The 26,857-nt window shown below is 64.7% G+C and carries 24 protein-coding genes; 16 read left to right on the top strand and 8 right to left on the bottom strand.

Annotated features, from left to right (window positions below; all coding sequences use genetic code 11):
- Position 1: 1 nt before the first annotated feature.
- From JNE37_RS08335 to JNE37_RS08360, 6 genes are all read left to right on the top strand, one after another.
- On the top strand, positions 2–568 hold the full coding sequence (locus JNE37_RS08335; protein WP_203066349.1) for an endonuclease domain-containing protein: 567 nt from the start codon (positions 2–4) through the stop codon (positions 566–568).
- A 67-nt stretch (positions 569–635) separates the two neighbouring features.
- A complete protein-coding gene (gene hydA, locus JNE37_RS08340; RefSeq protein WP_203065927.1) occupies positions 636–2,090 on the top strand; it encodes a dihydropyrimidinase in 1,455 nt (484 codons plus the stop codon).
- Positions 2,090–2,929: an ABC transporter ATP-binding protein gene (locus JNE37_RS08345; RefSeq protein WP_203065928.1), complete on the top strand. Its 840-nt coding sequence runs from the start codon at positions 2,090–2,092 to the stop codon at positions 2,927–2,929. Before hydA ends, JNE37_RS08345 begins: the two co-directional genes overlap by 1 nt.
- Before the next feature lie 6 nt (positions 2,930–2,935).
- Positions 2,936–3,844 (top strand): ABC transporter permease, encoded by a 909-nt coding sequence (locus JNE37_RS08350; protein ID WP_035090128.1) that lies wholly within the window; start codon positions 2,936–2,938, stop codon positions 3,842–3,844.
- A 200-nt stretch (positions 3,845–4,044) separates the two neighbouring features.
- Positions 4,045–4,932: an ABC transporter permease subunit gene (locus JNE37_RS08355; protein WP_203066350.1), complete on the top strand. Its 888-nt coding sequence runs from the start codon at positions 4,045–4,047 to the stop codon at positions 4,930–4,932.
- Positions 4,933–4,963: 31 nt separating this feature from the next.
- Positions 4,964–5,941: an ABC transporter substrate-binding protein gene (locus JNE37_RS08360; protein WP_035090126.1), complete on the top strand. Its 978-nt coding sequence runs from the start codon at positions 4,964–4,966 to the stop codon at positions 5,939–5,941.
- A gap of 63 nt (positions 5,942–6,004) precedes the next feature.
- Here the strand turns inward: JNE37_RS08360 and JNE37_RS08365 are convergent, their stop codons facing one another.
- Both JNE37_RS08365 and JNE37_RS08370 read right to left on the bottom strand, forming a co-directional pair.
- Positions 6,005–6,202, bottom strand: coding sequence for a hypothetical protein (locus JNE37_RS08365; protein WP_035033809.1), 198 nt, complete (start codon positions 6,200–6,202; stop codon positions 6,005–6,007).
- 60 nt (positions 6,203–6,262) lie between these two features.
- The gene (locus tag JNE37_RS08370; RefSeq protein WP_203065929.1) at positions 6,263–6,739 is read right to left on the bottom strand and encodes a GNAT family N-acetyltransferase; all 477 of its coding nucleotides are present in this window, start codon (positions 6,737–6,739) and stop codon (positions 6,263–6,265) included.
- A 191-nt stretch (positions 6,740–6,930) separates the two neighbouring features.
- On the opposite strand from JNE37_RS08370, the gene JNE37_RS08375 reads away from it, so the two are divergent.
- Positions 6,931–8,019: a Gfo/Idh/MocA family protein gene (locus JNE37_RS08375; protein ID WP_203065930.1), complete on the top strand. Its 1,089-nt coding sequence runs from the start codon at positions 6,931–6,933 to the stop codon at positions 8,017–8,019.
- A 13-nt stretch (positions 8,020–8,032) separates the two neighbouring features.
- Complete coding sequence (locus JNE37_RS08380; RefSeq protein WP_203065931.1) at positions 8,033–9,448, top strand: protein adenylyltransferase SelO; 1,416 nt, start codon at positions 8,033–8,035, stop codon at positions 9,446–9,448.
- Between the two features lie 41 nt (positions 9,449–9,489).
- Here JNE37_RS08380 and JNE37_RS08385 read toward each other — a convergent pair whose 3' ends face one another.
- The 5 genes from JNE37_RS08385 to cdd all read right to left on the bottom strand — a co-directional run bounded on the left by JNE37_RS08385 (position 9,490) and on the right by cdd (position 14,891).
- Entirely contained in the window at positions 9,490–10,236 is a 747-nt protein-coding gene (locus JNE37_RS08385) for a glutamine amidotransferase (protein ID WP_203065932.1), read from the bottom strand.
- A gap of 7 nt (positions 10,237–10,243) precedes the next feature.
- A complete protein-coding gene (locus JNE37_RS08390; RefSeq protein WP_203065933.1) occupies positions 10,244–11,248 on the bottom strand; it encodes a LacI family DNA-binding transcriptional regulator in 1,005 nt (334 codons plus the stop codon).
- An 81-nt stretch (positions 11,249–11,329) separates the two neighbouring features.
- Positions 11,330–13,198, bottom strand: a complete 1,869-nt coding sequence (locus tag JNE37_RS08395; RefSeq protein ID WP_203065934.1) for an adenine deaminase — start codon at positions 13,196–13,198, stop codon at positions 11,330–11,332.
- 2 nt (positions 13,199–13,200) lie between these two features.
- Entirely contained in the window at positions 13,201–13,938 is a 738-nt protein-coding gene (locus tag JNE37_RS08400; protein WP_203065935.1) for a creatininase family protein, read from the bottom strand.
- Positions 13,938–14,891, bottom strand: a complete 954-nt coding sequence (cdd, locus tag JNE37_RS08405; RefSeq protein ID WP_203065936.1) for a cytidine deaminase — start codon at positions 14,889–14,891, stop codon at positions 13,938–13,940. The genes JNE37_RS08400 and cdd overlap by 1 nt, the downstream gene beginning before the upstream one ends.
- Before the next feature lie 175 nt (positions 14,892–15,066).
- On the opposite strand from cdd, the gene JNE37_RS08410 reads away from it, so the two are divergent.
- The 7 genes from JNE37_RS08410 to JNE37_RS08440 all read left to right on the top strand — a co-directional run bounded on the left by JNE37_RS08410 (position 15,067) and on the right by JNE37_RS08440 (position 24,249).
- Complete coding sequence (locus tag JNE37_RS08410; protein WP_203065937.1) at positions 15,067–16,410, top strand: amidohydrolase family protein; 1,344 nt, start codon at positions 15,067–15,069, stop codon at positions 16,408–16,410.
- A gap of 1 nt (position 16,411) precedes the next feature.
- Positions 16,412–17,359, top strand: a complete 948-nt coding sequence (locus JNE37_RS08415) for a nucleoside hydrolase (protein ID WP_203065938.1) — start codon at positions 16,412–16,414, stop codon at positions 17,357–17,359.
- 21 nt (positions 17,360–17,380) lie between these two features.
- Positions 17,381–18,430 (top strand): BMP family lipoprotein, encoded by a 1,050-nt coding sequence (locus JNE37_RS08420; RefSeq protein WP_203065939.1) that lies wholly within the window; start codon positions 17,381–17,383, stop codon positions 18,428–18,430.
- Positions 18,431–18,530: 100 nt separating this feature from the next.
- The gene (locus JNE37_RS08425; protein ID WP_203065940.1) at positions 18,531–20,078 is read left to right on the top strand and encodes an ABC transporter ATP-binding protein; all 1,548 of its coding nucleotides are present in this window, start codon (positions 18,531–18,533) and stop codon (positions 20,076–20,078) included.
- Positions 20,075–21,196, top strand: coding sequence for an ABC transporter permease (locus JNE37_RS08430; protein WP_203065941.1), 1,122 nt, complete (start codon positions 20,075–20,077; stop codon positions 21,194–21,196). The genes JNE37_RS08425 and JNE37_RS08430 overlap by 4 nt, the downstream gene beginning before the upstream one ends.
- Positions 21,193–22,137 carry an ABC transporter permease gene (locus JNE37_RS08435; protein ID WP_203065942.1) on the top strand — a complete coding sequence of 315 codons (945 nt, stop codon included), beginning with the start codon at positions 21,193–21,195 and terminating at the stop codon, positions 22,135–22,137. The genes JNE37_RS08430 and JNE37_RS08435 overlap by 4 nt, the downstream gene beginning before the upstream one ends.
- Positions 22,138–22,299: 162 nt before the next feature.
- On the top strand, positions 22,300–24,249 hold the full coding sequence (locus JNE37_RS08440; protein ID WP_203065943.1) for an elongation factor G: 1,950 nt from the start codon (positions 22,300–22,302) through the stop codon (positions 24,247–24,249).
- Between the two features lie 21 nt (positions 24,250–24,270).
- Here JNE37_RS08440 and JNE37_RS08445 read toward each other — a convergent pair whose 3' ends face one another.
- Positions 24,271–25,791, bottom strand: coding sequence for a YifB family Mg chelatase-like AAA ATPase (locus tag JNE37_RS08445; protein ID WP_203065944.1), 1,521 nt, complete (start codon positions 25,789–25,791; stop codon positions 24,271–24,273).
- A gap of 199 nt (positions 25,792–25,990) precedes the next feature.
- On the opposite strand from JNE37_RS08445, the gene JNE37_RS08450 reads away from it, so the two are divergent.
- Positions 25,991–26,809 carry a glycoside hydrolase family 25 protein gene (locus JNE37_RS08450; RefSeq protein ID WP_035033838.1) on the top strand — a complete coding sequence of 273 codons (819 nt, stop codon included), beginning with the start codon at positions 25,991–25,993 and terminating at the stop codon, positions 26,807–26,809.
- Positions 26,810–26,857: the final 48 nt, after the last annotated feature.

Here is a 26,857-nt window from a genome sequence, read left to right on the forward strand (position 1 = left end):
CATGGCCCGGCTTCCCGAGACAGGCGCTGCGCCCACCTCGCCCCTCCGGGGAGAGGGCGACGCGCGGCGTCGGGTGAGGGGGGCCAAGGTCACCAGAGCCAAAGCCCTGCGTAGCAACGCCACCGATGCCGAAGGGCGGTTGTGGCTGCATCTGCGCAATCGGCTGCTTGGCGGCCACAAATTCGCGCGGCAGGTGCCGGTTGGTCCCTATGTCGCCGATTTCATCTGCCGCGAAAAAGGCCTTGTCGTTGAAATCGATGGCAGCCAGCATGCAGGCTCCGACGCCGATGCCAGGCGAGCGGCGCGTCTGAATGCGCAAGGTTATTCCGTGGTGCGGTTCTGGAACGACGAAGTGCTGGAAAACACGGACGGGGTGCTCCTGGCGTTGCTCGCAACGCTGAACGGAGACCCCTCACCCGACCTCCGCTTCGCTCCGGCCACCCTCTCCCCGACGGGGCGAGGGACAAGAGGCGCCCGTGCCGCCAGCGCCGCTGTTGCGGCACGAAGCAAACAGCAACCCCAATCGGTTCCTCTCCCCGACGGGGAGAGGTTAGGTGAGGGGTCTTAGACCACCGATCCATCCGCCGCTGAGGGGCGCGGGTGGGTCCGAACACAGGACTACAAGGGCAGGGATAATGAGCAGCAAGGTTATCAAGGGCGGGACCGTGGTCACTGCCGATCTTTCCTATCCGGCTGACGTCAAAATCGAAGATGGCGTGATCGTCGAGATCGGCAAGGATCTTTCCGGCGACGAGGTGCTCGATGCCACCGGGTGCTATGTCATGCCGGGCGGGATCGATCCGCATACGCACCTCGAAATGCCCTTCATGGGCACCTATTCCACCGACGATTTCGAAAGCGGCACGCGGGCGGGGCTTGCCGGCGGCACCACGATGGTGGTGGACTTCTGCCTGCCCAATCCCAACCAGTCGCTGCTCGAGGCGCTGCAGATGTGGGACAACAAGACCGCCAAGGCTTCGGCGGACTATTCCTTCCACATGGCCATCACCTGGTGGGGCGAGCAGGTCTTTGATGAAATGGCCGAGGTCGTCGATCGCGGCATCACCTCGTTCAAGCATTTCATGGCCTATAAGGGCTCGCTGATGGTGGACGACGACGAGATGTTCTCGTCCTTCCAGCGTTGCGCGGACCTGGGCGCACTGCCGCTCGTCCATGCCGAGAACGGCGACATCGTCGCGCAGATGACGGCCAAGCTTCTGGCAGAGGGCAATAACGGGCCGGAAGGCCATGCCTATTCCCGGCCGCCGGAAGTAGAGGGCGAAGCCACCAACCGCGCCATCATGATCGCCGACATGGCCGGCGTGCCGCTCTATGTGGTGCACGTCTCGTGCGAACAGAGCCACGAAGCCATCCGCCGGGCGCGGGCCAAGGGCATGCGCGTCTTCGGCGAGCCGCTGATCCAGCATCTGGTGCTCGACGAAAGCGAATACTTTAATCCGGACTGGGACTATGCGGCGCGCCGGGTGATGAGCCCGCCCTTCCGCAACAAGCTGCACCAGGATTCGCTGTGGTCGGGCCTGGCCTCGGGCTCGCTCCAGGTGGTGGCGACGGACCATTGCGCCTTCACCACCGAGCAGAAGCGCGTCGGCCTGGGCAATTTCGCCAAGATTCCGAACGGCACGGGCGGGCTCGAAGACCGCATGCCGTTGCTCTGGACCAAGGGCGTCAACACCGGGCGGCTGACCCCGAACGAGTTCGTCGCGGTCACGTCCACCAACATCGCCAAGATCCTCAACTGCTACCCGAAGAAGGGCGCGGTCCTCGTGGGTGCCGACGCCGACATCGTCGTCTGGGACCCCAAGCGCAAGAAGACCATTACGGCCAGGAGCCAGCAGTCGATCATCGACTACAACGTGTTTGAGGGTTTTGAGGTCACCGGCCTGCCGCGCTACGTGCTGACGCGCGGCGATGTCGCCATCGTCGAGGACAAGGTCGACGCCAGGCCCGGCCACGGAAAATTCGTGGCGCGCGAGCCCAAGGGCGCCGTCAACCGCGCGCTCTCGACCTGGAAGGAAATCACTGCGCCCCGAAAGGTGCAGCGCTCCGGCATTCCGGCGACGGGTGTTTGATGACGGCCGACCTCACTTTGGACCAAACCCGCGCTGCCCCGACCTCTACGGGCGGCGCGCCGGCAGCCGTGGTTTCCGCCCGTGGCCTGGGACTGACGTTCCAGACCAATGACGGGCCCGTCCATGCGCTCTCGGACGTCAATCTCGACATCAACAAGGGCGAATTCGTTTCCTTCATCGGCCCGTCGGGGTGCGGCAAGACCACGTTCCTGCGCACCATCGCCGATCTCGAACAGCCGACCACAGGCACGCTCAGTGTCAACGGCATGACCCCGCAGGGCGCGCGGGAGAGCCGGGCCTATGGCTATGTGTTCCAGGCGCCAGCCCTCTTCCCCTGGCGCACCATCGAGAAGAACGTGGCGCTGCCGCTCGAAGTCATGGGCTATTCGGCCGAGGAGCGCGCCAAGCGCATCCAGGGGACGCTGGACCTCGTCAACCTCACCGGGTTCGAGCACAAATATCCCTGGCAGCTCTCGGGCGGCATGCAGCAGCGCGCCTCCATCGCCCGCGCCCTCGCCTTCGATGCCGATCTCCTGCTCATGGACGAGCCTTTTGGCGCGCTCGACGAGATTGTCCGCGATCACCTGAATTCGGAACTCCTCAAGCTCTGGGCGCGGACGCAGAAAACCATCTGCTTTGTCACCCACTCGATCCCCGAGGCGGTCTATCTCTCGACCAAGATCGTGGTGATGTCGCCGCGTCCCGGCCGGGTGACCGACGTCATCGAGTCCACGCTTCCCCCCGAGCGGCCGCTCGATATCCGCGAGACGCCCGAATTTCTGGCGATTGCCGCGCGGGTCCGCGATGGCCTCCGCGCCGGCCACTCCTACGAGGAATAGGCGGGAATGCAGCAAGGCAAGAACGCCATTCCCGTCATCATCGTGCTCCTGGCGCTCGTCGTCATCTGGTACGTGGCCTCGCTCTGGCTCAACACGCCCTGGCAATACCAGGTCTATGCCAACAAGGGCGTGACCGACTGGACGGCGCAGCAATTCGTGCTCGATGCCTGGGCGCAGGACCGGCCGGTGCTGCCGTCTCCCCATCAGGTGGCGACCGAAATCTGGAAGACCACCGGGGAAATCGCGGTGACCTCCAAGAAGAGCCTTTTCTACCACGCCTGGATCACGCTTTCGGCGACCCTGGCCGGGTTCGTCATGGGGACGGTGCTCGGCATTCTCCTGGCCGTACTCATCGTCCATAACGGGGCGATGAACCGCTCACTGATGCCGTGGGTCATTGCCAGCCAGACCATTCCGATCCTAGCGCTGGCGCCGCTATTCGTCGTCATCGGCTTTAACCTCTTCACCGCGCCCCCGCTCGGCCTGCCGGCCGACACGGCGCGCTTCATTTCCAAGGCCATCATCTCGGCCTATCTCGCCTTCTTCCCGGTGACGGTGGGGATGGTGAAGGGGCTCAGGAGCCCCGAATTCATCCAGCTCGATCTCATGCACACCTACAATGCCTCCGCGTCCCAGGTGTTCTGGAAGCTGCGCTGGCCTTCGGCCCTGCCGTTCCTCTTCACCTCGATGAAGGTGGCGGTTGCGGCGAGCCTGGTCGGCGCCATTGTCGGCGAAATGCCGACCGGCGCGGTGGCCGGGCTCGGGGCGCGGCTGCTTGCCGGCTCCTATTACGGACAGACCGTGCAGATCTGGTCGGCGCTGTTCGCCGCCTCGGCGCTGGCGGCCGTGCTGGTCATCGCCGTCGGCCTTGTCGAAAGACTGGTCAATGCCCGCATGGGAGCGCGCCCGGCATGAGCCAGCTGCAATATTATCTCGCCATCGTCGCCGGGGGCGTCTCGGCCCTCGCCTTCGCGCTGCTCGTCAACTGGGGCTTCGGCAGCCAGTTCGCCATGGCCGCCGTGCTGGCGCTCGGGGTTGTTTCGCTCGGCCGCTTCTGGCTCGGCTGGTCGCTCTGGCTGGATGGCGCCATCGCCCTTTTCGGCGCTATCCTCCTGATGGTGGCGCTGCCGGGCATCGTGCCGGCGCCGACCTGGTTCTGGGCGGCGCTCATCGCCTTCTGGCTCTTCGGATGGCTGTTCGTCGAACGCCTGTCCAAGGCGATCGGTGACAAGAAAATCGACCAGCGTGTCGGGGTGATCATCCCCATCGTCTTCGGCGCAGCGCTGCTCGTCATCTGGGAGGCCGTCACCGTCGGCCTTGCGGTGCCGACGGTCATCATGCCGCCGCCCTCGATGATCTGGGCCAAGCTCATTTCGAGCGTGCCGACGCTGCTCGCCGACTTCAACCAGACGTTCCTCAAGGCCGTGCTGATCGGCTATGTCATCGGGTGCGGCTCGGGGTTCCTCGTGGCCATCCTCATCGACCGCTCGCCCTTCTTCAAACGGGGCCTGCTGCCGCTCGGCAATTTCGTCTCGGCGCTGCCGATCATCGGCGTCGCCCCCATCATGGTGATGTGGTTCGGCTTTGACTGGCCGTCCAAGGCCGCGGTGGTGGTGGTGATGACGTTCTTCCCGATGCTGGTGAACACCATTGCGGGGCTGTCGGCCTCCGGCAACATGGAGCGCGACCTCATGCGCACCTATGCGTCGGGCTATTGGCAGACCCTCTTCAAGTTGCGCTTGCCCGCCGCGGCGCCCTTCATCTTCAATGCCTTGAAGATCAATTCGACCCTGGCGCTGATCGGGGCGATCGTGGCGGAATTTTTCGGGACGCCCATTGTGGGAATGGGCTTCCGGATATCGACCGAAGTCGGCCGGATGAATGTCGACATGGTTTGGGCGGAGATCGCGGTGGCGGCGGTCGCGGGCTCCGTCTTCTACGGGGTGATAGCCCTCTTCGAGAGGGCCGTCACTTTCTGGCACCCGTCCGTCCGTGGTGGATGAGCCGGGTAATCAAGGGAAAGGGGAAACGTCAATGCATAAGCTTATCGGAGGCCTTCTGGCGGGCGTCATGTCGCTCGCCGCGGTCGGTATGGCGCAAGCGGCCGACCCGGTCACGCTCCAGCTCAAGTGGGTGACGCAGGCGCAGTTCGCCGGCTATTACGTCGCCAAGGACAAGGGCTTTTACACCGACGAAGGCATCGACATCACCATCAAGCCGGGCGGCCCCGATATCGCCCCCGAGCAGGTGATCGCCGGCGGCGGCGCCGATGTGATCGTGGACTGGATGGGCGGCGCCCTGGCGGCCCGCGAAAAGGGCGTGCCGCTGGTCAATATCGCCCAGCCCTACAAGCGCTCGGGCCTCCTGATGATCTGCCCCAAGGACGGGCCGATCAAGACGGAAGCCGACTTCAAGGGCCATACGCTGGGCGTCTGGTTCTTCGGCAACGAATATCCGTTCTACGCCTGGATGAACAAGCTCGGCATCCCGACCGATGGCGGGCCGGACGGCGTCAATGTCTTGAAGCAATCCTTCGACGTGCAGCCGCTGATCCAGAAGCAGGCCGACTGCATTTCGGTGATGACCTATAACGAGCTCGGCCAGGCGATCGATGCCGGGTTCACCGAAGACAAGCTGGTGATCTTCAACTACACGGACCTGGGCAACGACCTGCTCGAGGATGGCCTTTACGCCATGGGCGACAAGCTCGCCGACCCGGCGTTCGATGACAAGATGGTCCGCTTCGTGCGCGCCTCGCAGAAGGGCTGGCAGTACGCCATCGAACACCCGGAAGAGGCGGCCCAGATCGTCGTCGACAATGACGATTCCGGCGCACAGACCCTGGCCCACCAGGAGTACATGATGAAGGAAGTCGCCAAGCTGGTCGATCCGCATGACTTCAAGCTCGACATGGCTGCCTATGATCGCACGGAAAAGGCCCTGCTCGACCAGAAGATCATCGCGAACAAGCCGCAGGGCGCTTATACGACCGCAATCACCGACAAGCTCTGAGGGGAACTTTAGGTGCAAACGAAAGAGGCGGGGCCAAAACCCCGCCTCTCTTTTTTGTGCCGTTCAGTAGGCCGGCGGATCGCTGGCCGGGAAACTTTCGTCCGCCGCCTCATCAACCTTGTCCCACTTTTCGGGCTTGTCAGCCTGCGCATTGGGACCGGCGGGACGGACCTGGACGTGGGAGCTGATCGGCCCGGGCTTCTTGCCATCCTTATAGGCCGCTGCCCCCTTAGACGGGGTTTGGTGCTTGTCCTTGCCCATGGCGCGCTCCTTGGCATTGCTTGGGAAAGATCAACCCGCGAGCGGCCAAGTCGTTGCGCCTCAGGGGGTCTTTCTGAGCATGTCGGCATAAATGCCGGGAACGGAATCGGGGACTTCGAGGGCATCGAGCTTCTTGCGGTAGAAATCCACCGGTCCCGCGCCTCCTATGATGGCATATTGATAACCGGCCTCGCGCATGCCCTTGAGCGTAGCGATGAGCAGAGCCTCGCCGATCCCCTGCCCGCGCTCGCCCTCGTCGACGCCTGTCGGGCCGAAAAAGCCGCGCGCCGTGGCATCGAAACAGGCAAAGCCCAACATGCGGCCGTCACGGATGGCGATGTAGAGCCCGACCGGCTGGTGGCTGAGCGCCACGCTCGCTTCGGCTACCCAGTGATGGGAGAAATGCTGGCCGATCCACTCGCGAATGATCTCGCCCTCGGGCGCCATGGCGCGGCGGATGGTGATGCCGTTGGCAGCGACGCGGGCTTCGGTATCGATGGCCGGCAGATTGTAGAGCTTGATGAGCAGATCGGGCATGAAGACCTCGGGATGCGCGGAGAGCGGCGCGGCAGGAAGGATGATGCGGGCCGCCCCATGTTGTTAGCCGAGTGGCACCCGGCCCGCAACGGGAGCCCTGTTCAAGCCGCTACAGCAGCGCTACTGATTGAGGAACGTACCGCAATATCGGGTTGGGAGGCTCGTTTCAGGTGGCAGGATCGTCTGGGCGCATGGGTGTAGGGATCATCGGATGCGGCAACATTTCGGGCGCCTATATCAAGGCCTCGCGGAACTTTCCGGTGCTCGACATCAGAGCGGTGGCGGATCTTCGGCCGGAAGTGGCGGCAGCGCGGGCGGCCGAACACGGGCTGGTGGCCAAACCGATCGGTGCCCTGCTCTCAGACCCTTCTATCGATCTCGTCATCAACCTCACCATTCCGCGCGCCCATGTGGAAGTCGGCCTGCGTGCACTGGCAGCGGGCAAGCACGTCTATTCGGAAAAGCCGCTGGGCATCGCTTTCGCCGAGGGCAAGCGGCTTATCGATGCTGCCGCCGCGGCGGGGCTGCGCGTCGGCTCGGCGCCCGATACATTCCTCGGCGGCGCGCACCAGACAGCGCGCCAGCTCATCGACAAAGGGGCGATCGGGCAGCCGATCGGAGGCACGGCGTTCTTCATGTGTCCGGGGCATGAAAGCTGGCACCCGGACCCGACCTTCTATTATGATTTCGGCGGCGGCCCGATGCTTGATATGGGGCCATACTACATCACCGACCTCGTGAATCTGCTGGGACCGGTGGCTCAGGTGTTGGGCATGACCTCTATGGCGCGTCGGGAACGCACGATCACCAGCGCGCCACGTAAAGGGCAGACGATGCCGGTGCATGTGCCGACCCATGTTTCGGGATCGCTGCGCTTTGCCAATGGCGCCATCGTGCAGATCGCAATGAGTTTTGACGTTGCCGGGCACAACCATCTGCCGCTCGAAATCTATGGCACCGAGGCGAGTCTGATCGTACCCGATCCCAATAATTTCGGCGGCGAAGTGAAGCTCAAGCGCCCGGGCAGCGAGTGGGAAGACGAAACCGTGGCCCTGCCCTACGCGGATGGCAATTATCGATCGCTCGGCGTGGCCGACATGGCCCATGGCATTCTCGCCGATCGACCGCACCGGGCCAGCGGCGCGCTGGCGCTGCACGTGCTCGAGGTCATGGAGGCCTTCGACAAATCGTCGCGAACCGGGCAGGTTGTGGAGATGAGCACGACGGTCGAGCGACCTGCGCCGATTGCGCAATCGCTGGTCAACGGGCGGATCGGCTAGGAAGGCTAACGGGATGGAGAAAGCGCGGCCCAGCAAACGACACGCAGAACTGGGCGCCGAGTTCTACGACCCCGTGGCGGCGGCAATCTTTCCGCAGACCATTCTGCGCTTCCGCAACCAGCGATGGGCCGAACGCGTAGGGTTGGGCGCCCTGGATGAAGACGAATGGCTCGCTCATTTTGGGCGGTTCCGTCCCCTGCCCGGCAGTTTCGAGGAACCGCTCGCGCTACGCTACCATGGCCACCAGTTCCGCACCTACAATCCGGACCTCGGCGACGGGCGCGGCTTCCTCTTTGCGCAATTGCACGACCTCAGGGATGGGCGACTGCTCGACCTCGGCACCAAGGGCAGCGGACGCACGCCCTGGTCGCGTGGCGGCGATGGCAAGCTGACGCTCAAGGGTGGGGTTCGCGAGGTTTTGGCCACCGAGATGCTGGAGGCGCTCGGCGTCTACACGTCCAAGAGCTTTTCGCTGATCGAGACCGGGGAGGCGCTCTATCGGGGCGATGAGCCGTCGCCGACGCGATCGAGCGTCCTGGTGCGGCTGAGCCATTCTCATATCCGCATCGGCACCTTCCAGCGCCTGGCGTTTCTTGAGGATTTCGACAGCCTTGGGCGGCTCATCGACTATTGCGTGGCGGTCTACATGCCCGGATGCGATGCCCCGGACATGGCGCAGAAGACGGCCAACGTCCTGGAGCGCGTCGCGCGGAACGGGGCGCGGCTGGCAGCACAGTGGACGGCAGCGGGGTTCGTCCACGGCGTGCTCAACTCGGACAATATCAACATTACCGGGGAGAGTTTCGACTACGGGCCGTGGCGGTTCCTGCCGACATACGACCCGCATTTCACGGCAGCCTATTTCGATGAGACCGGACTTTATGCCTTCGGGAACCAACCCGACGCGGTGGCCTGGAACGCGACCCGCCTAGCCGAGTGTCTTGTGCCGCTTTCGAGCATCGAATTGCTGGAGCCGGCGCTCAATGCGTTCTGGCCCGAATTCAGGCTGCAATTGGCGGCAGCCCTACTGCGACGGCTGGGGCTGAAATCGGCAGGCGAGGAGCGGGACACCAGCTTTGCCGGGGCGCTGTTTCCCTATCTGGCCGAGAGCAAGGCGCCATATGAGCAGTTCTTCTTCGACTGGCGGGGCGGAGCGCTTAGCGTGGAGCGTGCGGCACGCAGCCCTTCGGCAGAGATTTATGCTCGTGAGGATTTCCGGTTGATTGCGGATCTGATGGAGGGCTTCGAGCCGGGTGCCAATGCCAACCTTGCTCATTCGTATTTTGCGCGGGAAAGCCCCCGCACGATGCTGATCGAGGACGTGGAGGCGATCTGGACGCCGATCGCAGAGGCGGACGACTGGAGCCAGTTTGAGGAGACGCTGGAGGAGATTGCCGAGATGCGCGAGGCTTATGCCGGGGACCAGTGAACGAAGAGGAGCGGCACCTGAGGTACCGCTCCAAACTGCCGCTACTTACCGGCAACCCAATCAACGATGCCCTGCCAGAGCGGAGCGTATCCGTCCCATTCGACAAAGGGCGGCGGTGCCCAGTGGGGACCGCAATCGCTGGTGAAGGCGGCGGTGCGACCCTGGCCGTGGGTGCCGGTGACGAGGAGCGGATCGGCACCAATTGTGGCAACGACATTGCCGCCGTCCTTGGGTGCCACGCGATTGTAGCCAAGGAGATCGGGCCAGTCTCCGTTGACATTGGCAACGGTATCGTGGCTCAAGGCAACCTTTGGCGTGACACCCTGCGGGGTTTCGACGCGGTCATCGAACCGGCTGAGGGTGACAGGCAGGATTTCCTCGATGGCGGTGCCGGCATATTGGCCCTTGGCGTCGATGCCCTGGAAAGTGAGATACCCGCCAACCATCACGAAACCGCCGCCGCGCGCGACATAATCACGAACGGCATCGAGGCGGTTTGGCAGCACCTTCGATTTGGTGAAGGTATCGGGGTGCAGGAGGAGCGTATTGGCGCCGATGTCCGAAAGGATCACGGCATCGTAGACGGCCAGTTCCTCGGCGGTGTGCGGAAATTCGCGGGCGGCCACATGCGAGGGCTGGAAATCGACCGTCCAGCCGCCCGCTTCGAGCGCGGCCTTGAGCCACTTCACGCCTTCGGAATATTCGGTGGTGGTGAAGCTGTCAAAGCCCTTCTGGTGGATGGAGTGAACCGTCCAGGATTCGCCGGCGATCAATACGCGCTTGGTCATGAAATGCTTAGTCCTTGGGGGGCGGGGCCACGGAATCGCGGATCACCAGTTCCACCGGCAACCGCGTCATCTGCGCGACCTCACGCTTGTTGAGAAGAGCCAGCAGGGTCTGGAACCCCAGGCGCCCCATGGCGGCGATCGGCTGGCGGATCGTCGTCAGCGCCGGGCTCGTGAGCTCGGCAAAGGGCATGTCGTCGAAACCGACGATGGAAAGGTCTTTGGGGGCCGTCAGCCCCAACTCGCGCAAAGCCGAAAGGATGCCGATGGCGTTGTAGTCGCTTTGGGCGAAGATCGCCGTCGGCCGGTCGGAGCGGCGGCAGAGTTTCAGCGCGGCGGCGTGGCCGAATTCGCGGGTATAGTCGCCCAGCAGCACATCGTCGGGAGCCAGGGACAGACCGGCCTCAACTAGCGCCCTTTCGAAGCCGGCACGGCGCTCGTTGACCGAGAACAGGCCGTCCGGGCCGCCGATGAGGCCGATGCGGGTATGGCCCATCTCTATGAGGTGCTTTCCGGCGAGATAGCCGCCCAGCGCATTGTCGACATGGATGCGCGGCACGTCGACGCCCGGAATGTCCTCGTCGATGAGCACCACGTTTTCGTGGCCGGCAAGGAGCCGCGCCAGGGTGCCGTCATCGGGGGCGTTGGTCATCATGATGAGGCCGTCCACATGGCGGTCGGCCAGGCGATTGAGCGCGGCGATCTCGCGCTCGCGCCGGCCATGGGTGGACGACATGAAGACGGCGTAGCCGTGGCTTTCGGCCTCGTCCTCGACGGCGGCCGCCAGTTCGGCGAAGAAGGGATTGCCGATTTCCGGGGCAACGAGGCCGATGGCCTCGGTCTTGCCGGTGGAAAGGCGCTTGGCGAGCAGGTTCGGCCGGTAATCGAGCTTGGCGATCGCGGCGTCGATGCGGGCGGCCGTGGCCGCCGGCAATTCGATACGGTTGTTGAGATAGCGCGAAACGGTGGTCGGCGACACGCCGGCATCTTCAGCTACATCGTGAATCGTGGCCATCAGGCTCCCCTCAGCCGTAGAAGCGATAGATCACCGAAACTGTTTAGTAAAGCGGTTTAGTAGGTCAGTTTTTGCGTAATCTCACCAAACGATGGGATGGGTCGCCCCGGTCTGCACGTTGACGAAACCTTCGGGCGCCAAAGGCGAGGGCGCCACCAGCACCCAGCGCCACGGCGCGCAGGTGAGGGTGGCGAAAGCCAGCCGTTCCGGGAAACCCGGCCACCAGCGCGGCGAGAAGGTGGGCTCGTACATCCACTCGACCTTTTCACCCTCGGCGTAAAGGTGCTTCATCTCGGCGTCGAGCGCTTCGGGCGGACGGGCGGTCATGAGACCGCCGACCTCGTAGCCGACCGTCGCCACCACTTCCCCCGAGCGCACCAGCGCCCAGCCGCCCTGGCTTTGACGCAGAGCATTGACGGCCTTGGCCATGGCGGCGTCGGACGAGCCGACGACCCAGATATTGTGCTTGTCGTGGCCCATCGAGCAGGCGAGGGCGGTGTCTGGCGTTTTCGGCCCCGTGCCCAGCCAGAACATCCTTGCGACTTTGCCTTCGCCCGAGAAGCGGTCGACGATGGCGAACTTGGTGACGTTGCGGGCTTCATCCCGCTGCACCTCTCCGTCGCGGACCGGGAGGTCCATTGTGATGAATTCATCCGACCAGTGAAAGGGGCGCAGCAGCGCCGCCCGCATGGTCTGGCGGCCGGCTTCGGCGGGGATGGCGAAGTCGGCGGCCGTCAGCTCGCGCTTGATGTTGACAGTGTTCGTCGCCCAGGTCGGCCAATCGATCCGGGGAATCGGCGCGGTGTATTTGCGGCCTTCCGAAACCGGGCCGCCATCGGCCCAGACCTTTGCGATTTCGAGCTTTTCGACGTCCGACAGCAAAACTATGTCGGCATAGCGTCCCGGCGCAATCGAGCCTACCCAGGGGGTGAGGCGCATGTGGCGGGCCGGGTTGATGGTGACGAGCTGGATGGCGATTTCGGGCGCGAGGCCATTCTCGATGGCCGTACGGACATTGTGATCGGTGGCGCCCAGCCTCATCGTATCCGAGCAAGAGCGGTCGTCGGTGCAGAGCGCGAATTGCGACCAATCCACCTGGCCGTCGGCGAGGAGGCCCTTGACGATATCGGGCAGGGAATGCGGGCGCAGTTCCATGAAAAGGCCGCGGCGCAGTTTTTCGCGCACCTCTTCGGGGGTCCAGGCTTCGTGATCGGACGAGAGGCCGGCGCCGGCAAAGGCGTTGATCTCGGGCAGTTCCTTGAGGCCCGCCGCATGGCCTTCGACGACGCCGCGCTGCTCGAAGGTGGCGCGGATCATGCCCCAGAGGCGTTCATAGGAGGGGTTTTCCTGGTTCCAGACCGCGGGCCAATCCATGACCTCGTCGAGCCCGGCCACCATCAGCGACTGCGCCAGGAATTTCTGCTGCTCGTCATAGCCGAAATGGCCGCCGCCCCATTCATAGGCGGTGGGGGGCACGGCCGAGCCGGGGAGCGGAAAAATCTTGTTGGGGCTGCCGGCAAGGCGGGCTTTCAGCCAGAATTCGAGATTGTGCGGCCCGTCGACATTGGAGAATTCGTGGCTGGCTTCGCAGGTCCATGTGCAGCCGAAGGGCAGGACCAAAGCCGCCTCATATTCTGGCGTCAGGTGCGAGCTTTCGATGTGCTTGTGAATCTCGCCGAAGCCGGGGACGGCGGCGAGGTCGGGTTCGTGGACGCGCTCGCCGGTGATTTCGCCCTTATAGGCGCCGGCCGGCCCGACCCAGGCGACGCGGCGGCCGCGAATGACGATTTCCTGGTCTTCGTGCCAGCGGCGGCCATGGACGTCGAGCAGGCGCCCGACGCGCAGCGACTTGTCGGCCGGGCGCTTGCCCAGAGCCACCAGCGCCAGGTCCTGGCGGATGGCGACTTCATCGGCGCCGTTGATGAGGAGATCGTCGGGGAGGGTGGTCATGGTCAAAGTCCCAGGGAGTGGCGGGTTTTCCAGATCGCGGCGAGGCGCAGGCTTTCCGCGACGATCTTTCCGATCAGGGCCTCGCCCTTTTCGGCGCTGGCCGGGCGCGGGTCGCCAAAGACGCCCGAGCGGTTGAAGGTGGAAAGCTGCATGGGCTCGAGCCCAAAAGTCTCGGGGAAGGCCGGATATTCCGGTGCGGCCTTGTCCATGGCGACGGTCTCGGCGGCCAGAGCCAGCATCATCGAGGTTTCGACCTCGTCGGCGTGGTAGAAATGATTGCCGGCCGGCTCGCTGGTGCAGATCTCGCCGGCAAAGACGTCCAGTTTCGGATAGTCGAGATGGAGGACGGGGAGGCCTAGCTCCACCAGCGTGCGGGCGGCCAGGGCAATGGGTTCGCGGTTGCCGAAATGGCCGTTGATGGTGACGAGCCCCTTGACCCCGATACGATGGAGGCCGCGGCCGATATCTTCCACCACCGCGCGCAGGGTCGTGGGCGAGAGCGAGAGGGTGCCGGTAAAGCCTTCATTGTTCCAGGCGTCGCCATAGGCGATCGCGGGCAGCAGCAGGGCATCCAGCCCCATGGCGACGCGGCGCGCCACGCCGGCGGCGAGCACGGTATCGGTCAGCAGCGGCAGGTGGGCGCCATGCTGCTCGACGGCGCCGACGGCCAGCACGGCGAGGACGCCGCGCTCGGCAGCGGCTTTGACATCCACCCAACTGGCCTTGGCGACATCGAGCATCAAACAATCCATCCCAAAATATCGAGTTTCGCCTGGGGCGCGATGGCGCCCAGCAATTCGGCGACGCTGCGGGAATAATCCACCGCGCCGCCGCGGACGGTGCCGAGCACCGCCGATTCTATGTCGTCATAGCGATAGCCATGAGCAAGCAGGTCGACGATAGCCGCCTGCAGCGGGCCGATCGTGGGGTTGAAGGCCACGCTTTCGATCGAAGTGCCGCTGACGACCGCGCCGTCCCTGAGGGTCAATACGACTGCGGAGGGCGATTTGCCATAGGGCGTATGGGCGCGCCGACCGGCGGCCAGCAGCTTTTCGGCCAGGGGATGGGGCTCGTCGAGGGCGAGAGCGGGCCATTGCGCCGCCTGCGGATCGGCGCCCGGCTCGCCGAGATAGGCCGGATCGAAGGGCCAGGGATAGAGCTGGGCCATCGTGAGGTCGTGGCCGAGCGGATCGATGAGGCGCAGGTTCTTCGTCGACGCGAATTCGGAGAGATATTGCCGGCAATGGGCGCAAGGGTGGGCCTCGCCGATGGCGATCCTGGCGATCGAGGTGCGGCGCGACCAGGCGCGCGTGAAGACGAAGCCCTCGCCGTGCAGGGTGAAGCCGAGATGGGTCTGCGGGAATTCGACATTGCCGCCAAAGACGAGATTGCCGGTGTCCGCTTCGAGCCCGACCGCGCCGACATAGAAGGTCGAGATCGGCGGGCTGGCCATGGTCTGGGCGGTGGGGAGGACCAGGAGCATCAGCTCCTCGACCGAGGCGAGGCCGAATTTTTCGGCGATCGCCCGAGCCTCTTCGGCGAGGAGCACGCCGCCCAGATTGTCGGCGATGGCGTGGCGGCGGGCCGCCAGCCTTTCGGCCACGGCGGCGTTAACCGCCGGGCCGCAGGCAGCGGCCAGATTTTCGATGCGGGCGCGGATTTGCGCATCCGCGGCAAAAGGATTAAGGCTCATCGCGCTCCACTCCCAGACGTGCTCGGCACGGGCGTCGATGCCGCCTTCTTAGGCAGATCACGCGCCAGCCAACAATTTGTGCGTTGACCGGGCGGAATGCCGCAATAGCATTTGACAAGCACCGCCGGACTGTCATTACATTGACATGTAAACCGGTTTACCAGATGGGGGTCAAATGGTATCGACGCTTCTCCATGGCGCCACAGTGCTGACCGTGGACGCCGAAAACCGCGTTATCGAGGATGGCTGGATGGCCATTCGCGATGGCCGCATTGCCGGTATCGGCCCGCGCGCGACCATGCCCCAGACCAGCCTTTTCGATGACGTCGTCGACCTTGCCGGGCACCTGGTGATGCCGGGCCTCGTCAATGCCCATACCCATTCGGCCATGGTGCTGTTCCGCGGCCGCTCGGAGGGGCAAAGCCTGCTCACCATGGACGGCTGGTACAATTCCATCCGCGAGCCGGAGCTGTCGCTGGTTTCCTCCGATATCGGGCCGGCGGTAAAACTCTCCTGCGCCGAAATGGTGCTTTCGGGCACGACCACCTTCTGCGACCAGTACTTTTTCGCCGAGGAGATCGCCGAGGCGGTGTCGCAGGCGGGCATCCGCGCCGTCATCGCCTATGGCATCGTGCAACTGGGCGACGAGGAACGCGGCGCCGAGGAACTGGCCAAGGCCTCCGCCTTCATCGAACAGCAGCGCTCGGCCGACGGGCGCATCGTGCCCTGGTTCGGTCCGCACGCCCCCTATGTCGACAATTCCGAAAGCCTGCTGCGCGCCGAAGTCGAGGTGGCGGTGAAATATGGAGTGGGCATGCACCTGCATATGGCGGCAGGGCCCGAAGACAACGAAGAGACGCTCAAGCGCTATGGGCTGACCGCCACGCAGGCGCTCGACCGCGACGGCTTCTTCAATGGCCGCGTCCACGCCGCCCATTGCCTCGATCTCTCCGACGACGACATCGCCATCTTCGCCAAGGCGCCGGCGGCATCGGTCGCCTATTGCGCCACGGCCGGGCTGCGCTCGGGCCGCGAGGGCATCTGCCCGGCGGTCAAGCTGCGCGAAGCGGGCGTCGTCGTGGCGCTCGGCACCGACAACGTTGCCGCCAACAATTCCTACGACATGGTCGCCGAGATGCGCCTGGCCGGTCTCGTCGCCTCCCATCGCGAAGGCGTGGCCCAGCCGATTTCGAGCCGGGACCTGGTGCGCATGGCAACGATCGAGGGGGCGAAGGCCCTCGGCCTCGACAAGGAGATCGGCAGCCTCGAAATCGGCAAGGCCGCCGACATCATCGCCATCGACCTTTCCGGCCCCGGCTATTCGGAAACGCCCGACGTCGAAACCGTGCTCGTCTATTCGGGCAGCGGGCGCGACGTGCGCCATGTGTGGGTATCGGGCGAAAGGCTAGTTGCCGACAGAAAGCTCTTGCGGCAGGACTATGCGCAAATCCGCCACGATTACAGCCAGACCTACAAGGACTTCTGGCAGCGGGTCGAGAAAGCCAGAGAGGTTGCCTGACTTGCCGCACAACAAGCTGATCCTGGACACCGACGGGGGTGTCGATGATGCCCAGGCGCTGTTGATGCTGATCGCCCATGGCCGCCGGCCCGATGCGATCACCACTGTTTTCGGCAATGTGGCGCTCGATGTCGCCACCGCCAATATCCTAGCCGTCCTCGCCACGGTCGGGGTCAGCATTCCGGTGCACAGGGGCGCCCACCGACCGCTGGTGCAGCCCTTGATCGACGCCACCGACATTCACGGCGAAGACGGCCTGGGCGGGGCGCCGCGCCCGGCGCTCACCGAAAAGCCCTCCGATATCCACGCCGTCGACTATCTGCGCGCCAGCTTCCGCGCCGCCGCCGCCAAGGGCGAGAAGATCGATATTTTGATGATCGGGCCGCTGACCAATCTGGCCATCGCGCTGCGGACCGAGCCGGCCATCGCCGCCGGCATCGGCCAGCTCACCATCATGGGCGCCACGATTTACGGGCGCGGCAATGTCACGCCGGCCGCCGAATTCAACATCTATGCCGACCCCGAGGCGGCCGAGATCGTCTTCTCGGCCCCGCTCGATATCGTCGTCATCCCCTGGGAACCCTGCCTCAACCACCCGATCGCCGGCGACAGGATCGATGCCATCTTTGCCGGCATCCCGGCTTCTGGGGCACGCGACTTTTCGCAGAGCCTCGCCGGTTTCATCCGGCAGGGCACGATCGAGCGCGGGGGCGTCGACGTGCTCGACCTCGTCGATCCGCTGGCCGCCGCCGTGCTGGTGGCGCCCGAGATCGTCACCCGGAGCCTTGAGGCCTCGATCGCCGTGGCACTGGCGCCGGGCGTGACCCGGGGCATGACGGTCATCGATCCGTCCGGGCGTCTGGGTACGCCCAAAGCCAAGATCATCGAGGAAGTCGATGCCGAACGGCTCGCCGCCCTCTATGCTGTTTCCGCCGCCTACCCGTCCTAACAAGCACACTAAGGAGTGCGCATGTCCTTCCTCAAATCCCTTCGAAGCGCCTCGGCAGCCGTCGCCGTCGCCGCCGGCCTTTCGTCGGTCGCCGTGCCGGCCGTCACCGCCCAGGAATACACAAAGGATAACCCGCTCAAGGTTGCCCTGGTCGTCCACGGCACCCTGGGCGACAAGAGCTTCTTCGATTCCGCCGCAGCCGGGCTTGAAAAGGCCGCCCAGGAGCTGCCGGTGACCCTCAAGGTCATCGAAGCGGGCGCCGATCGCGGCAAGTGGCAGCCGGCTTTCGCCGATGCCGCCGACAGCGATTACGACGTCATCGTCGTGGGCACGTTCGACATGACCGGCTTCCTTTCGGAACTGGCTCCCCAGTACCCGGACAAGAAGTTCATCATTTTCGATGACGCCCCGGATTTCTCGACCGGCAATTTCGGTAACGTCCTGGCCATCACCTACCAGACCTCGACCGGCGGCTATCTCGCCGGCTACGCGGCCGCCAAGATCTCGCAGACCGGCAAGCTCGGCGAAATCCTCGGCGCCGAAGGCCCGACCGTGGTCGATTTCGCCGTCGGCTTCGAGCAGGGCGCCAAGGCTGCCAACCCGAACGTGTCGGTGACGCGCGCAGTCGCCGGCTCCTTCGTCGACCCGGCCAAGGGCAAGGAACTGGCCCTCGCCCAGATCGCCCAGGGCGTGGACATCGTCTTCCCGATCGCCGGCGGCACCGGCATCGGCGCGCTGCAGGCCGTGCGTGACTCGGGCAAGCTCGCCGTTGGCGTGGACAGCGACCAGGCTGCCATCTTTGCGCCGACCGATCCGGCCCAGGCCGATGTGATCTTCACCTCGGTGGAAAAGAAGGTCGGCCAGTCGCTCTATACAGCGCTCCAGCAGACCATTGCGGGCGACGCCCCCTATGGCAACAAGCTGCTGCTCGGCCTGGCCGACGGCGCCGTGGGCATCTCCAAGAACGCCCAGTACGAAAAGATCGTGCCGGCCGACGTGCGCGCCGAAGTGGACGCACAGGAAGCCAAGATCAAGTCCGGCGAAATCGTCGTCGACACCGTAATGAAGTAAGAAGCCGAACGACCCCGCCGCGCCACCAGGTTCGGCGGGGTTGTTTCTGCGCCCTCCGGGGTTTAACCCGAAGGTTCAAAAAGGGCAGGACAATACACTCATGGCTCCACTTCTCGAGGCGATCGGGATCGGCAAGACCTATCCCGGTGGGACCGTGGCCAACGATGGCGTGAACCTGACGGTCAATGCCGGGGAAGTTCACGCGGTGGTCGGCGAAAACGGCGCCGGCAAATCGACGCTGATGAAGATCCTTTTCGGCATCGAACGCCCCGATCGCGGCGAATTGCGCCTCGAGGGCAAGCCGGTGAGCTTCACCAATCCGCGCGAAGCCATCGATGCCGGCATCGGCATGGTGTTCCAGCACTTTTCCCTCGTGCCGTCCTTCTCCGTCTATGAAAACGTCGTGCTGGGCTCCGAACCGCGCGCCGGCGTCAGGTTCGACCGCGCCAAGGCCATTGCCGAAGTGCGCGCGCTTTCCGAAAAATTCCGCCTCTCGGTCGATCCGCTGCCGCCCGTCGGCTCGCTGCCCGTGGGCCAGCAGCAGCGCGTCGAAATCCTCAAGGCGCTCTATCGCAATGCCCGCATCCTGATCCTGGACGAACCCACCGCCGTGCTGGCGCCGCAGGAGGTTAACGAGCTTTTCGTGGCCATCCGTTCGCTGGTCGCGCAGGGCCGGACCGTCATCTTCATCGCCCACAAGCTCCCCGAAGTGCTCGAGATTTCCGACAGCATCACCGTGATGCGCGCCGGCAAGACCGTGGGGCAGGTCAAGGCGAAGGAAGTCACCGAACAGAGCCTGGCCACCCTCATGGTCGGGCGCGAAGTGGCGCTCAAGGTCGATCGCGCCGATACCGACCAGAGCCGGCGCGTCTGCGCCGTCGAGAACGTCACCATCCTCAACGAACGCGGCACCGCCGTTTGCTCGGACCTGACGCTCAACGTCCATTCCGGCGAGATCGTCGGTCTTGTCGGCGTCGAGGGCAATGGACAGGCCGAACTGCTCGAAGCGGTGGCGGGCCTGCGCCCGGTGGCCGCCGGCAAGATCGACCTCGAAGGCAGCGATATCGTGCCGCTTTCGGTGCTCGAACGGCGCGGAGCGGGCCTGGCCTCGATCCCGGAGGATCGCATCGCCTCGGGCCTCGCCACCGGCGCTTCGGTGGCCGAAAACCTGGTGTCGACGCGGCTCGACGACAGGCGCTATGTCCGCAATGGCCTACTCGATCTCAAGGCCATCTCGGCCAATGCCAAAAAACTCATCGAGCGTTATTCCATCCGCGTCTCCGGCCCCAATGCCGCCGTCGGCACACTTTCGGGCGGCAACATGCAGAAGGTCGTGGTGGCGCGCGAGCTTTCCGAGCAGCCCAAACTCCTGCTCGTGAGCCAGCCGACGCGCGGCGTCGACCTGGGCGCGACGCAATTCATCTGGCGCTCCATCACCGATGCGCGCGATGGCGGGGCGGCGGTGCTGCTGTCCTCGGCCGACCTTTCCGAACTCCTGGCCCTTTCCGATCGCCTGCTGGTCTTCTACCGCGGCAAGATCGTGGCGGCCTTCCTCAACCGCGGCGACCTCGCGCCCGAAACGCTGGGCACCTACATGCTCGGGCTTTCGGCCCAGACGCCCGAAGAAATGCAGGCAGGCCTCAAATGAGCCTCACCGCCACCGCCGCCAATCCCAATTCCCGCTGGTCGCTGTTCCGCCGCGAGGCCCTGCGCGGGCTTGCCGCGCTCGTCATGGCGCTGCTCGTTGCCTTCCTGGTCGTGCTGTTCACGTCCAAGGAGCCGTTCGAGGCCATGTTCCAGCTCCTCGTCGCGCCGCTCCAGAAGCAGCGCACCATTGGCCTCTGGATCGATGACGTCGCCAAGCTCACGGTCACCGGGCTCGCCTTCAGCCTCGTCTTTCAGGCGCGGCAATTCTCGATGGGCGTCCAGGGCCAGGTCTATATGGGCGCGCTCGCCGCCACCTATGTGGCCATGTCCCCGCTCGGCACGACCTGGGCCGCCATTCCGCTCTGCATGGTCGCCGCGACATTGGCCGGCGCCATCTATGGCTTCATTCCCGGCTATGCCAAGGCCAAGCTCGGCGCCAACGAGATCGTCTCGTCGTTGATGCTCAACTATATCGCCATCGATATCGTCAATTACCTCATCCGTGCCCAGCTCTCGCCCCCGGGCAAGGGCCTGCTGATGACCGATCCCTTCCCCAAGACCGCCGTGTTCCCGGCGCTGATCGCCAATACCCGCATCGATCTGGGGCTCATCATCGCTATCCTGTGCATCCTGGGCGTGTGGTTCGCGCTCTACCGCACGAGCTGGGGCCTCAAACTGCGCCTTGTCGGGCACAATCCGAAATTCGCCGAATATTCCGGCATCCGCTCGACCTTCATCATGGTCTCGGCCATGACGGTGGCCGGCGGGCTGGGCGGACTGCTGGGCTCGATGTTCGTCAACGGCCAGGCTTTCGGAAAGCTCACGGTGCTGTTCGAGGGCGGCCTCGCCTTCGAGGGTATCCTCATCGCCATCGTCGCGCGCAGCCGCCCGCTGGCGGTGCCGGTCGTGGCGCTCTTCTATGGCTATCTGCGCCAGGGCGCGGCGCTGATGGGCATCCGCACCGACGTGCCGGCCGAAGTCATCGGCGTCGTCCAGGCGGTGATCATCCTCCTCGTCGCCTCCTCGTTCACAGTGCCGGGCAAGAAGCTGATCGCCCGCCTCACCAGGCCGGCGGGCGAGCCGCCCGTGCCCAGCAAGGCTCAGGAGACGCAGCCGTGACCGAACTCCTGCTCACCGTCTTCTCGGCGACCTTCTTCGTCACCGTTATCCGCACCACGACCCCGCTGCTCTTCGCGGCCCTGGGCGGCCTTATCTCTGACCTTTCGGGCGCGCTCAACGTGGCGCTCGAGGGCATGATGCTGGTGGCCTGCCTCACCGCCGTGGTGGTCTCGGTCTACGCGCCCTGGTACGTGGCCGTGCTCGCCGCCCTGGTCGCGGGCGGGCTGCTCGGCGCGGTGATGGCGTTCTTCCATTTGAAGCTCAAGGCCGACATCATCCTTGTCGGCTTCGCCGTCAACATCTTCGCCACCGGCGCCACCGTCTATGCGCTGACGCTGGCGACGGGCGGGGACAAGGGCACCTCGATCAACCTGCCCTCCAAGGCCGTGCCGGCCGTCGATCTTTCCTTCCTCTCCGCCATTCCGGGGATCGGACCGACGCTGACCGCCTTCCTTTCCGGCCACTCGATCCTGTCCTGGCTGGTGGCGCTCACCGTCTTCCTCATCTGGTTCTTCCTCTACCGCACGCCTTGGGGCCTGTGGCTGCGCGGCGTCGGCGAATATCCGGCGGCGCCTGAAGCGGCGGGTATTGCCGTCAATAAGGTGCGGGCCTGGAGCCTTATAGTTTCCGGTGCGCTGGCGGGACTGGGCGGCGCTCAACTGGCCATGTTCAACTATATCGGCTTCACCCGAGAAATGACGGCGGGCCGCGGCTTCATCGCGCTGGGCGCGGTGCTGTTGGGCGCGCGTCACCCGGTGGGCGCGATGTGGGCGGCCTTGCTCTTCGGCGTCTTCGAGGCGCTCTCAGTCGTGATGCCGAACCTCTTCAACTGGATTCCGGCCGAGCTCATCCACATGATCCCGTTCGTAGTGACGGTGCTGGCGCTCATCGCTTTCTCGTATCGCATCCAACGGCGGCTGCGCATGCGCGGCCTTGCCTGACGCCTTCGATGCCGCCCGCTCCTGAGTGGCGGCATCTTCATTGACAGTGCCCTTGTCTCGCCCCTAACTTCCCTCCATCGCAACCAAACCACGTAGAGGTTCTCATGGGCCGCCTCACTTCTCACGAAAATCACATCCGAAATTCTGAGAAGCTGATGGTTCATGCGCACTTTGAATCTGGGCATTCTGGCCCATGTGGACGCGGGCAAGACTAGCCTTACCGAACGACTCCTCTTCAACGCCGGTGCGATCGCCAGACTTGGCAGCGTCGATGCCGGCAACACCCAGACCGATAGTCTCGACCTCGAGCGGCAACGCGGCATCACCATAAGGGCCGCGGTGGCTTCGTTCGTCATCGGCGCGACGCGGGTCAACCTGCTCGACACGCCGGGGCACCCCGATTTCATTGCCGAAGTCGAGCGGGTGCTGGGCCTGCTCGATGCGGCGATCGTCGTGGTCTCGGCGGTCGAAGGGGTGCAGGCGCAGACGCGGGTTCTTGTCCGAGCCCTCAAGCGACTCGGCGTGCCCTTCGTCTTCTTCATCAACAAGGTCGACCGGCCCGGCGCGCGGTATGAGGGCCTGCTAGATGACCTCGCCGCGCAATTGTCGACGCGACCACTGGCGATGGCAGAGACTTTCGAAATCGGCAGCAAGGCGGCAGAGGTCTTTCCCTTCGCTGTCGAAAACGAAGCCTTCCGTGCTGTGCTGCGGGACAGGCTTACAGAGGAAGATGACGTTCTGCTGGCTGACTACGTGCTGGCGCCGGAAAGCATCGACACCGGACGGCTGACGGATGCCATGGCTCGGCAGGTAGCCAAGTGCCGGTTGCATCCGGCCTATTGCGGCTCGGCCATGACCGGCATTGGCGTCGAGCCTTTGCTGGCAGCCGTCGACGGCCTGCTTCCGAGCCGGCAGCCTGATCCTCTGGCGGAGATTGCAGGAACGGTGTTCAAGATCGAACGGGGCTGGGGTGGCGAGAAGATCGCCTATGTCTCCCTAGACGCCGGCACGATCCGCACCCGGGCTATGGTTGAGCTTCCAAACGGGCCGGCGCGGGTCACCGGGATCGAGGTATTCGACAGTGGCCAGCCGCATCCGCAGCCGAGCCTTGCAGCAGGCCGGATCGGCAGGATCAGTGGGCTCTCCAAGGCACGCATCGGCGACAAGCTGGGGATAGACGCGACATCGGAAACACGAGCCTATTTTGCGCCACCGACGCTCGAGACCCGGGTGATGGCCAAGCGGCCGTCGGAGAATGGAGCCCTCTGGCTGGCGCTGAGCCAGATGGCCGAACAGGACCCGCTGATCAACCTGCGGCGCAACGAGGAAGCAGATCGCGTCTTCGTCTCGCTCTACGGGGAAGTGCAGAAGGAAGTCATCCAGTCGATGTTGCTGAGCGAATACGGGCTCGACGTGGCCTTCGAGGAAAGCACCGTGATCTGCGTAGAGCGGCTTGTTGGCACGGGAGAGGCGATCGAGGTAATCGGACGCGAACCCAACCCCTTCCTTGCAACAATCGGGTTGCGGATCGAGCCGCGGCCGGAAGGGTCGGGGGTCAGTTTCGCGCTCGAAGCCGATTTCGGGCAGATGCCGGCGAGTTTTTATCGCGCGGCCGAGGACACAATCCTCGAAACGCTCAGGCAGGGGGCGTTCGGCTGGCAGGTGGTCGATTGCCACGTCGCCATGATCGCCGTTCGGCATCGCGCACCCGAGAGCACGGCGGCCGACTTCCGCAACCTCGCCCCGCTAGTCGTGGCGCAGGCCCTGGCAACCGCCGGTACGTTGGTATGCGAGCCGATCAGTCGCTATCGCATCGAAGCGCCGGCCGATGCATTGGGCGGGTTGCTGTCGATTTTGGCGCGGAGCGGCGCGGCGCTGACAGAGTCTTCAGTGATAGACGGCGTAGGCGTGTTGGAGGGAACGATTTCAGCCGCCGATATTCATGCCGTCCAGCAGGCGCTGCCGGGCCTTACAGGTGGCGCAGGAAGCATGGAGAGCGCGTTCGAGAGATATGTTCCGGTGACCGAGACGCCGCCGACGCGGCAGAGGATCGGCGCGAACCCGTTCGACAGGACTGAGTACATGCACGCCTTGCAGCACGCGAACGGCTAGCGGCCAAGGGCGACCTGGACTTCAGCTTGCCAGGAGGCTTACGCGGTAGCCGAGCGCTTCGGCAATATGGGGGCGCTTGACCTTGTCGCTGCCGGCGAGGTCTGCCAGCGTGCGAGCGACTTTGAGCACGCGATGATAGGCACGCGCCGAGAGCGAAAAGCGTTCTGCCGCCCTGAGCAGCAGATCCTGGCTTTCGCGATCGGGGTCGACCACCACCTCTATGAGCGCGGCACTGGCACCGGCATTGGTGTGGACGTTGGCGGCACCGTGCTGGAGATAGCGTTCGCGCTGCAGCTCGCGTGCGCGGGCAACGCGTTGCGCGACGGCGGCGGAGGGTTCGGCGGCGCGGGCACCGATCATATCGGCGGCGGTTACCGCAGGCACGTCGATGCGGATATCGATGCGGTCGAGGAAGGGGCCGGAAAGGCGCGCCTGGTATTCGCTGGCGCAGGCATTGCCGCGGCGGCAGACATGGCCAGGCGTGCCGGCCAGGCCACACTTACAGGGGTTCATGGCTGCGATGAGCTGGAAGCGGGCAGGGTAGGCGACGCGGCCGTTGGCGCGGGCAATGATGCTTTCACCCGCTTCGAGCGGTTGGCGCAGGCTATCGAGCACCTGCGGGGAGAATTCGGGAAGCTCATCGAGGAAAAGCACGCCGTTATGAGCAAGGCTGGCTTCGCCTGGCCGTATCTTGATGCCACCGCCAACCAAAGCCGCCATCGAGGCAGAGTGGTGGGGTGCGCGGAAGGGCCGGCGATCCGAGAGGGCGCCGCCAGCCAGTTCGCCAGCAATCGATTGGATCATCGAGACGTCGAGCAGTTCTCGTGGATTAAGCGGTGGCAGGATCGAAGGGAGGCGAGACGCCAGCATGGACTTGCCAGCGCCGGGCGGCCCGACCATGAGGAGATTGTGCCCGCCGGCGGCAGCTACCTCCAGCGCGCGTCGAGCCACTTCCTGCCCCCGGACTTCAGCGAGATCAGGAAGGTTGCCCATTTCGACCCGCTTCTGCGGGACGGGGCGGGCAGAGAGCTGATGGCCGGCAAGATGGTTGAGGAGGCCGAGCAGAGTTTCAGGCGCAATGATGTCAATGTCTTCGCCCGCCCAGGCAGCCTCGGGCCCGGCGTCGCTGGGACAGACGAGCCGCAGGTCGCGCGCCTGGGCGGCGATGGCGGCGGGGAGAGTACCAGCCGTGGCGGTGAGACGGCCGTCCAGGCCGAGTTCGCCGACCGCAAGGAGACCGTCGAGGGCGTCCTGGGGCATGGCCCCGATTGCGGCCATCAACGCCATGGCGATGGGGAGATCGAAATGCGTGCCCTCCTTGGGAAGATCGGCGGGCGCGAGATTGACGGTTATGCGCTTGGGCGGCAGACCAAGGCCGGAGGCGAAGAGGGCGGCACGCACGCGCTCACTGGCTTCCTTGACCGCCTTGTCGGCGAGGCCGACGATATTGAAGCGCGGCAGGCCAGGGGAAATCTGGGCCTGAACGTCCACCGGCACCGCCTCGATGCCCTGGAACGCCACCGTCATCACCCGCGAAACCATCGCCTCAGCAGTCCTCCTCTAGGGAGAGCAGACTGCGCCGGGTAGGTAAAGGGCGCCATTGGGACTTCTTACGATCCTCGCCGCTCCGTTAACCATGCCAGCGAGTTAATACGGGTGAAGGCAGGCTGCCGGAAGTTTTCATTAACCGCTCTATGTTGATTCAAATTTTAGCGTTTCAGTACTCTTGCGTGTTGCCCAAATGCCCTTTGCCCGCCCCGGACAAATCGCCAGGACCATCGCCCTTGTCGCCCTCCTGGTCGTCGTCGCCGCCTGCGCCCGCTATTCCGGGCCGATCAAGGGCGACAACAAGCCCCATCCTGGCGTCGACCGTGCACGCAACATGCCCATCCAGGGCATCGACATCGCGCGCTACCAGGGCATCATCGATTTCAACGCCGCACGAGCAGGGGGCACGCGCTTCGTTTATATGAAGGCGACCGAAGGCGGCGACTACATCGACCCGATGTTCTATGACAATTGGGAGCGCGCCAGAGCCTCGGGCATGGCGCATGGCGCCTATCACTTCATGACCTGGTGCCGCACGGCGGCCGAACAGGCTGCCTGGTTCATCCAGAAGGTGCCGGTGGACCCTACCGCCTTGCCGCCAGTGCTCGACCTCGAGTGGAACCACCTTTCGAGCTGCAAGAACCGGCCATCGAAGGCCGATGCGCTTGAGAAGATCCGCGTGATGCTCGCGGCCATGGAAGCCCATACCGGCAAGGTGCCGATCATCTATACGGACATGACCTTCCATCGCGATATCCTAGAAGGCGAGAACTTCGATAATCCGTTCTGGCTGCGCTCGACAGCCGCCGAACCCCATATGCGCTACAACCAGCGCGGCTGGACGTTCTGGCAGTGGACGCAGACCGGCACCATGCCCGGCGTGCGCACGGAAGTGGATCGCAACGCCTTCTATGGCGGGGAAGACGAGTGGACGATGTTCCTTCTTACCGGATGCGATCCGCGCGGCCTTTCCGTGCTCGGACCGCAAGGCCGCTGCGGCTCGATGAAATAGTTGCCACCCTTCCGGCGGAGGTCTAGCGTTTAGTCGTTTTCCGGGCCA

This window comes from Paradevosia shaoguanensis, from assembly GCF_016801025.1.
Taxonomy (GTDB): Bacteria; Pseudomonadota; Alphaproteobacteria; order Rhizobiales; family Devosiaceae; genus Paradevosia; species Paradevosia shaoguanensis.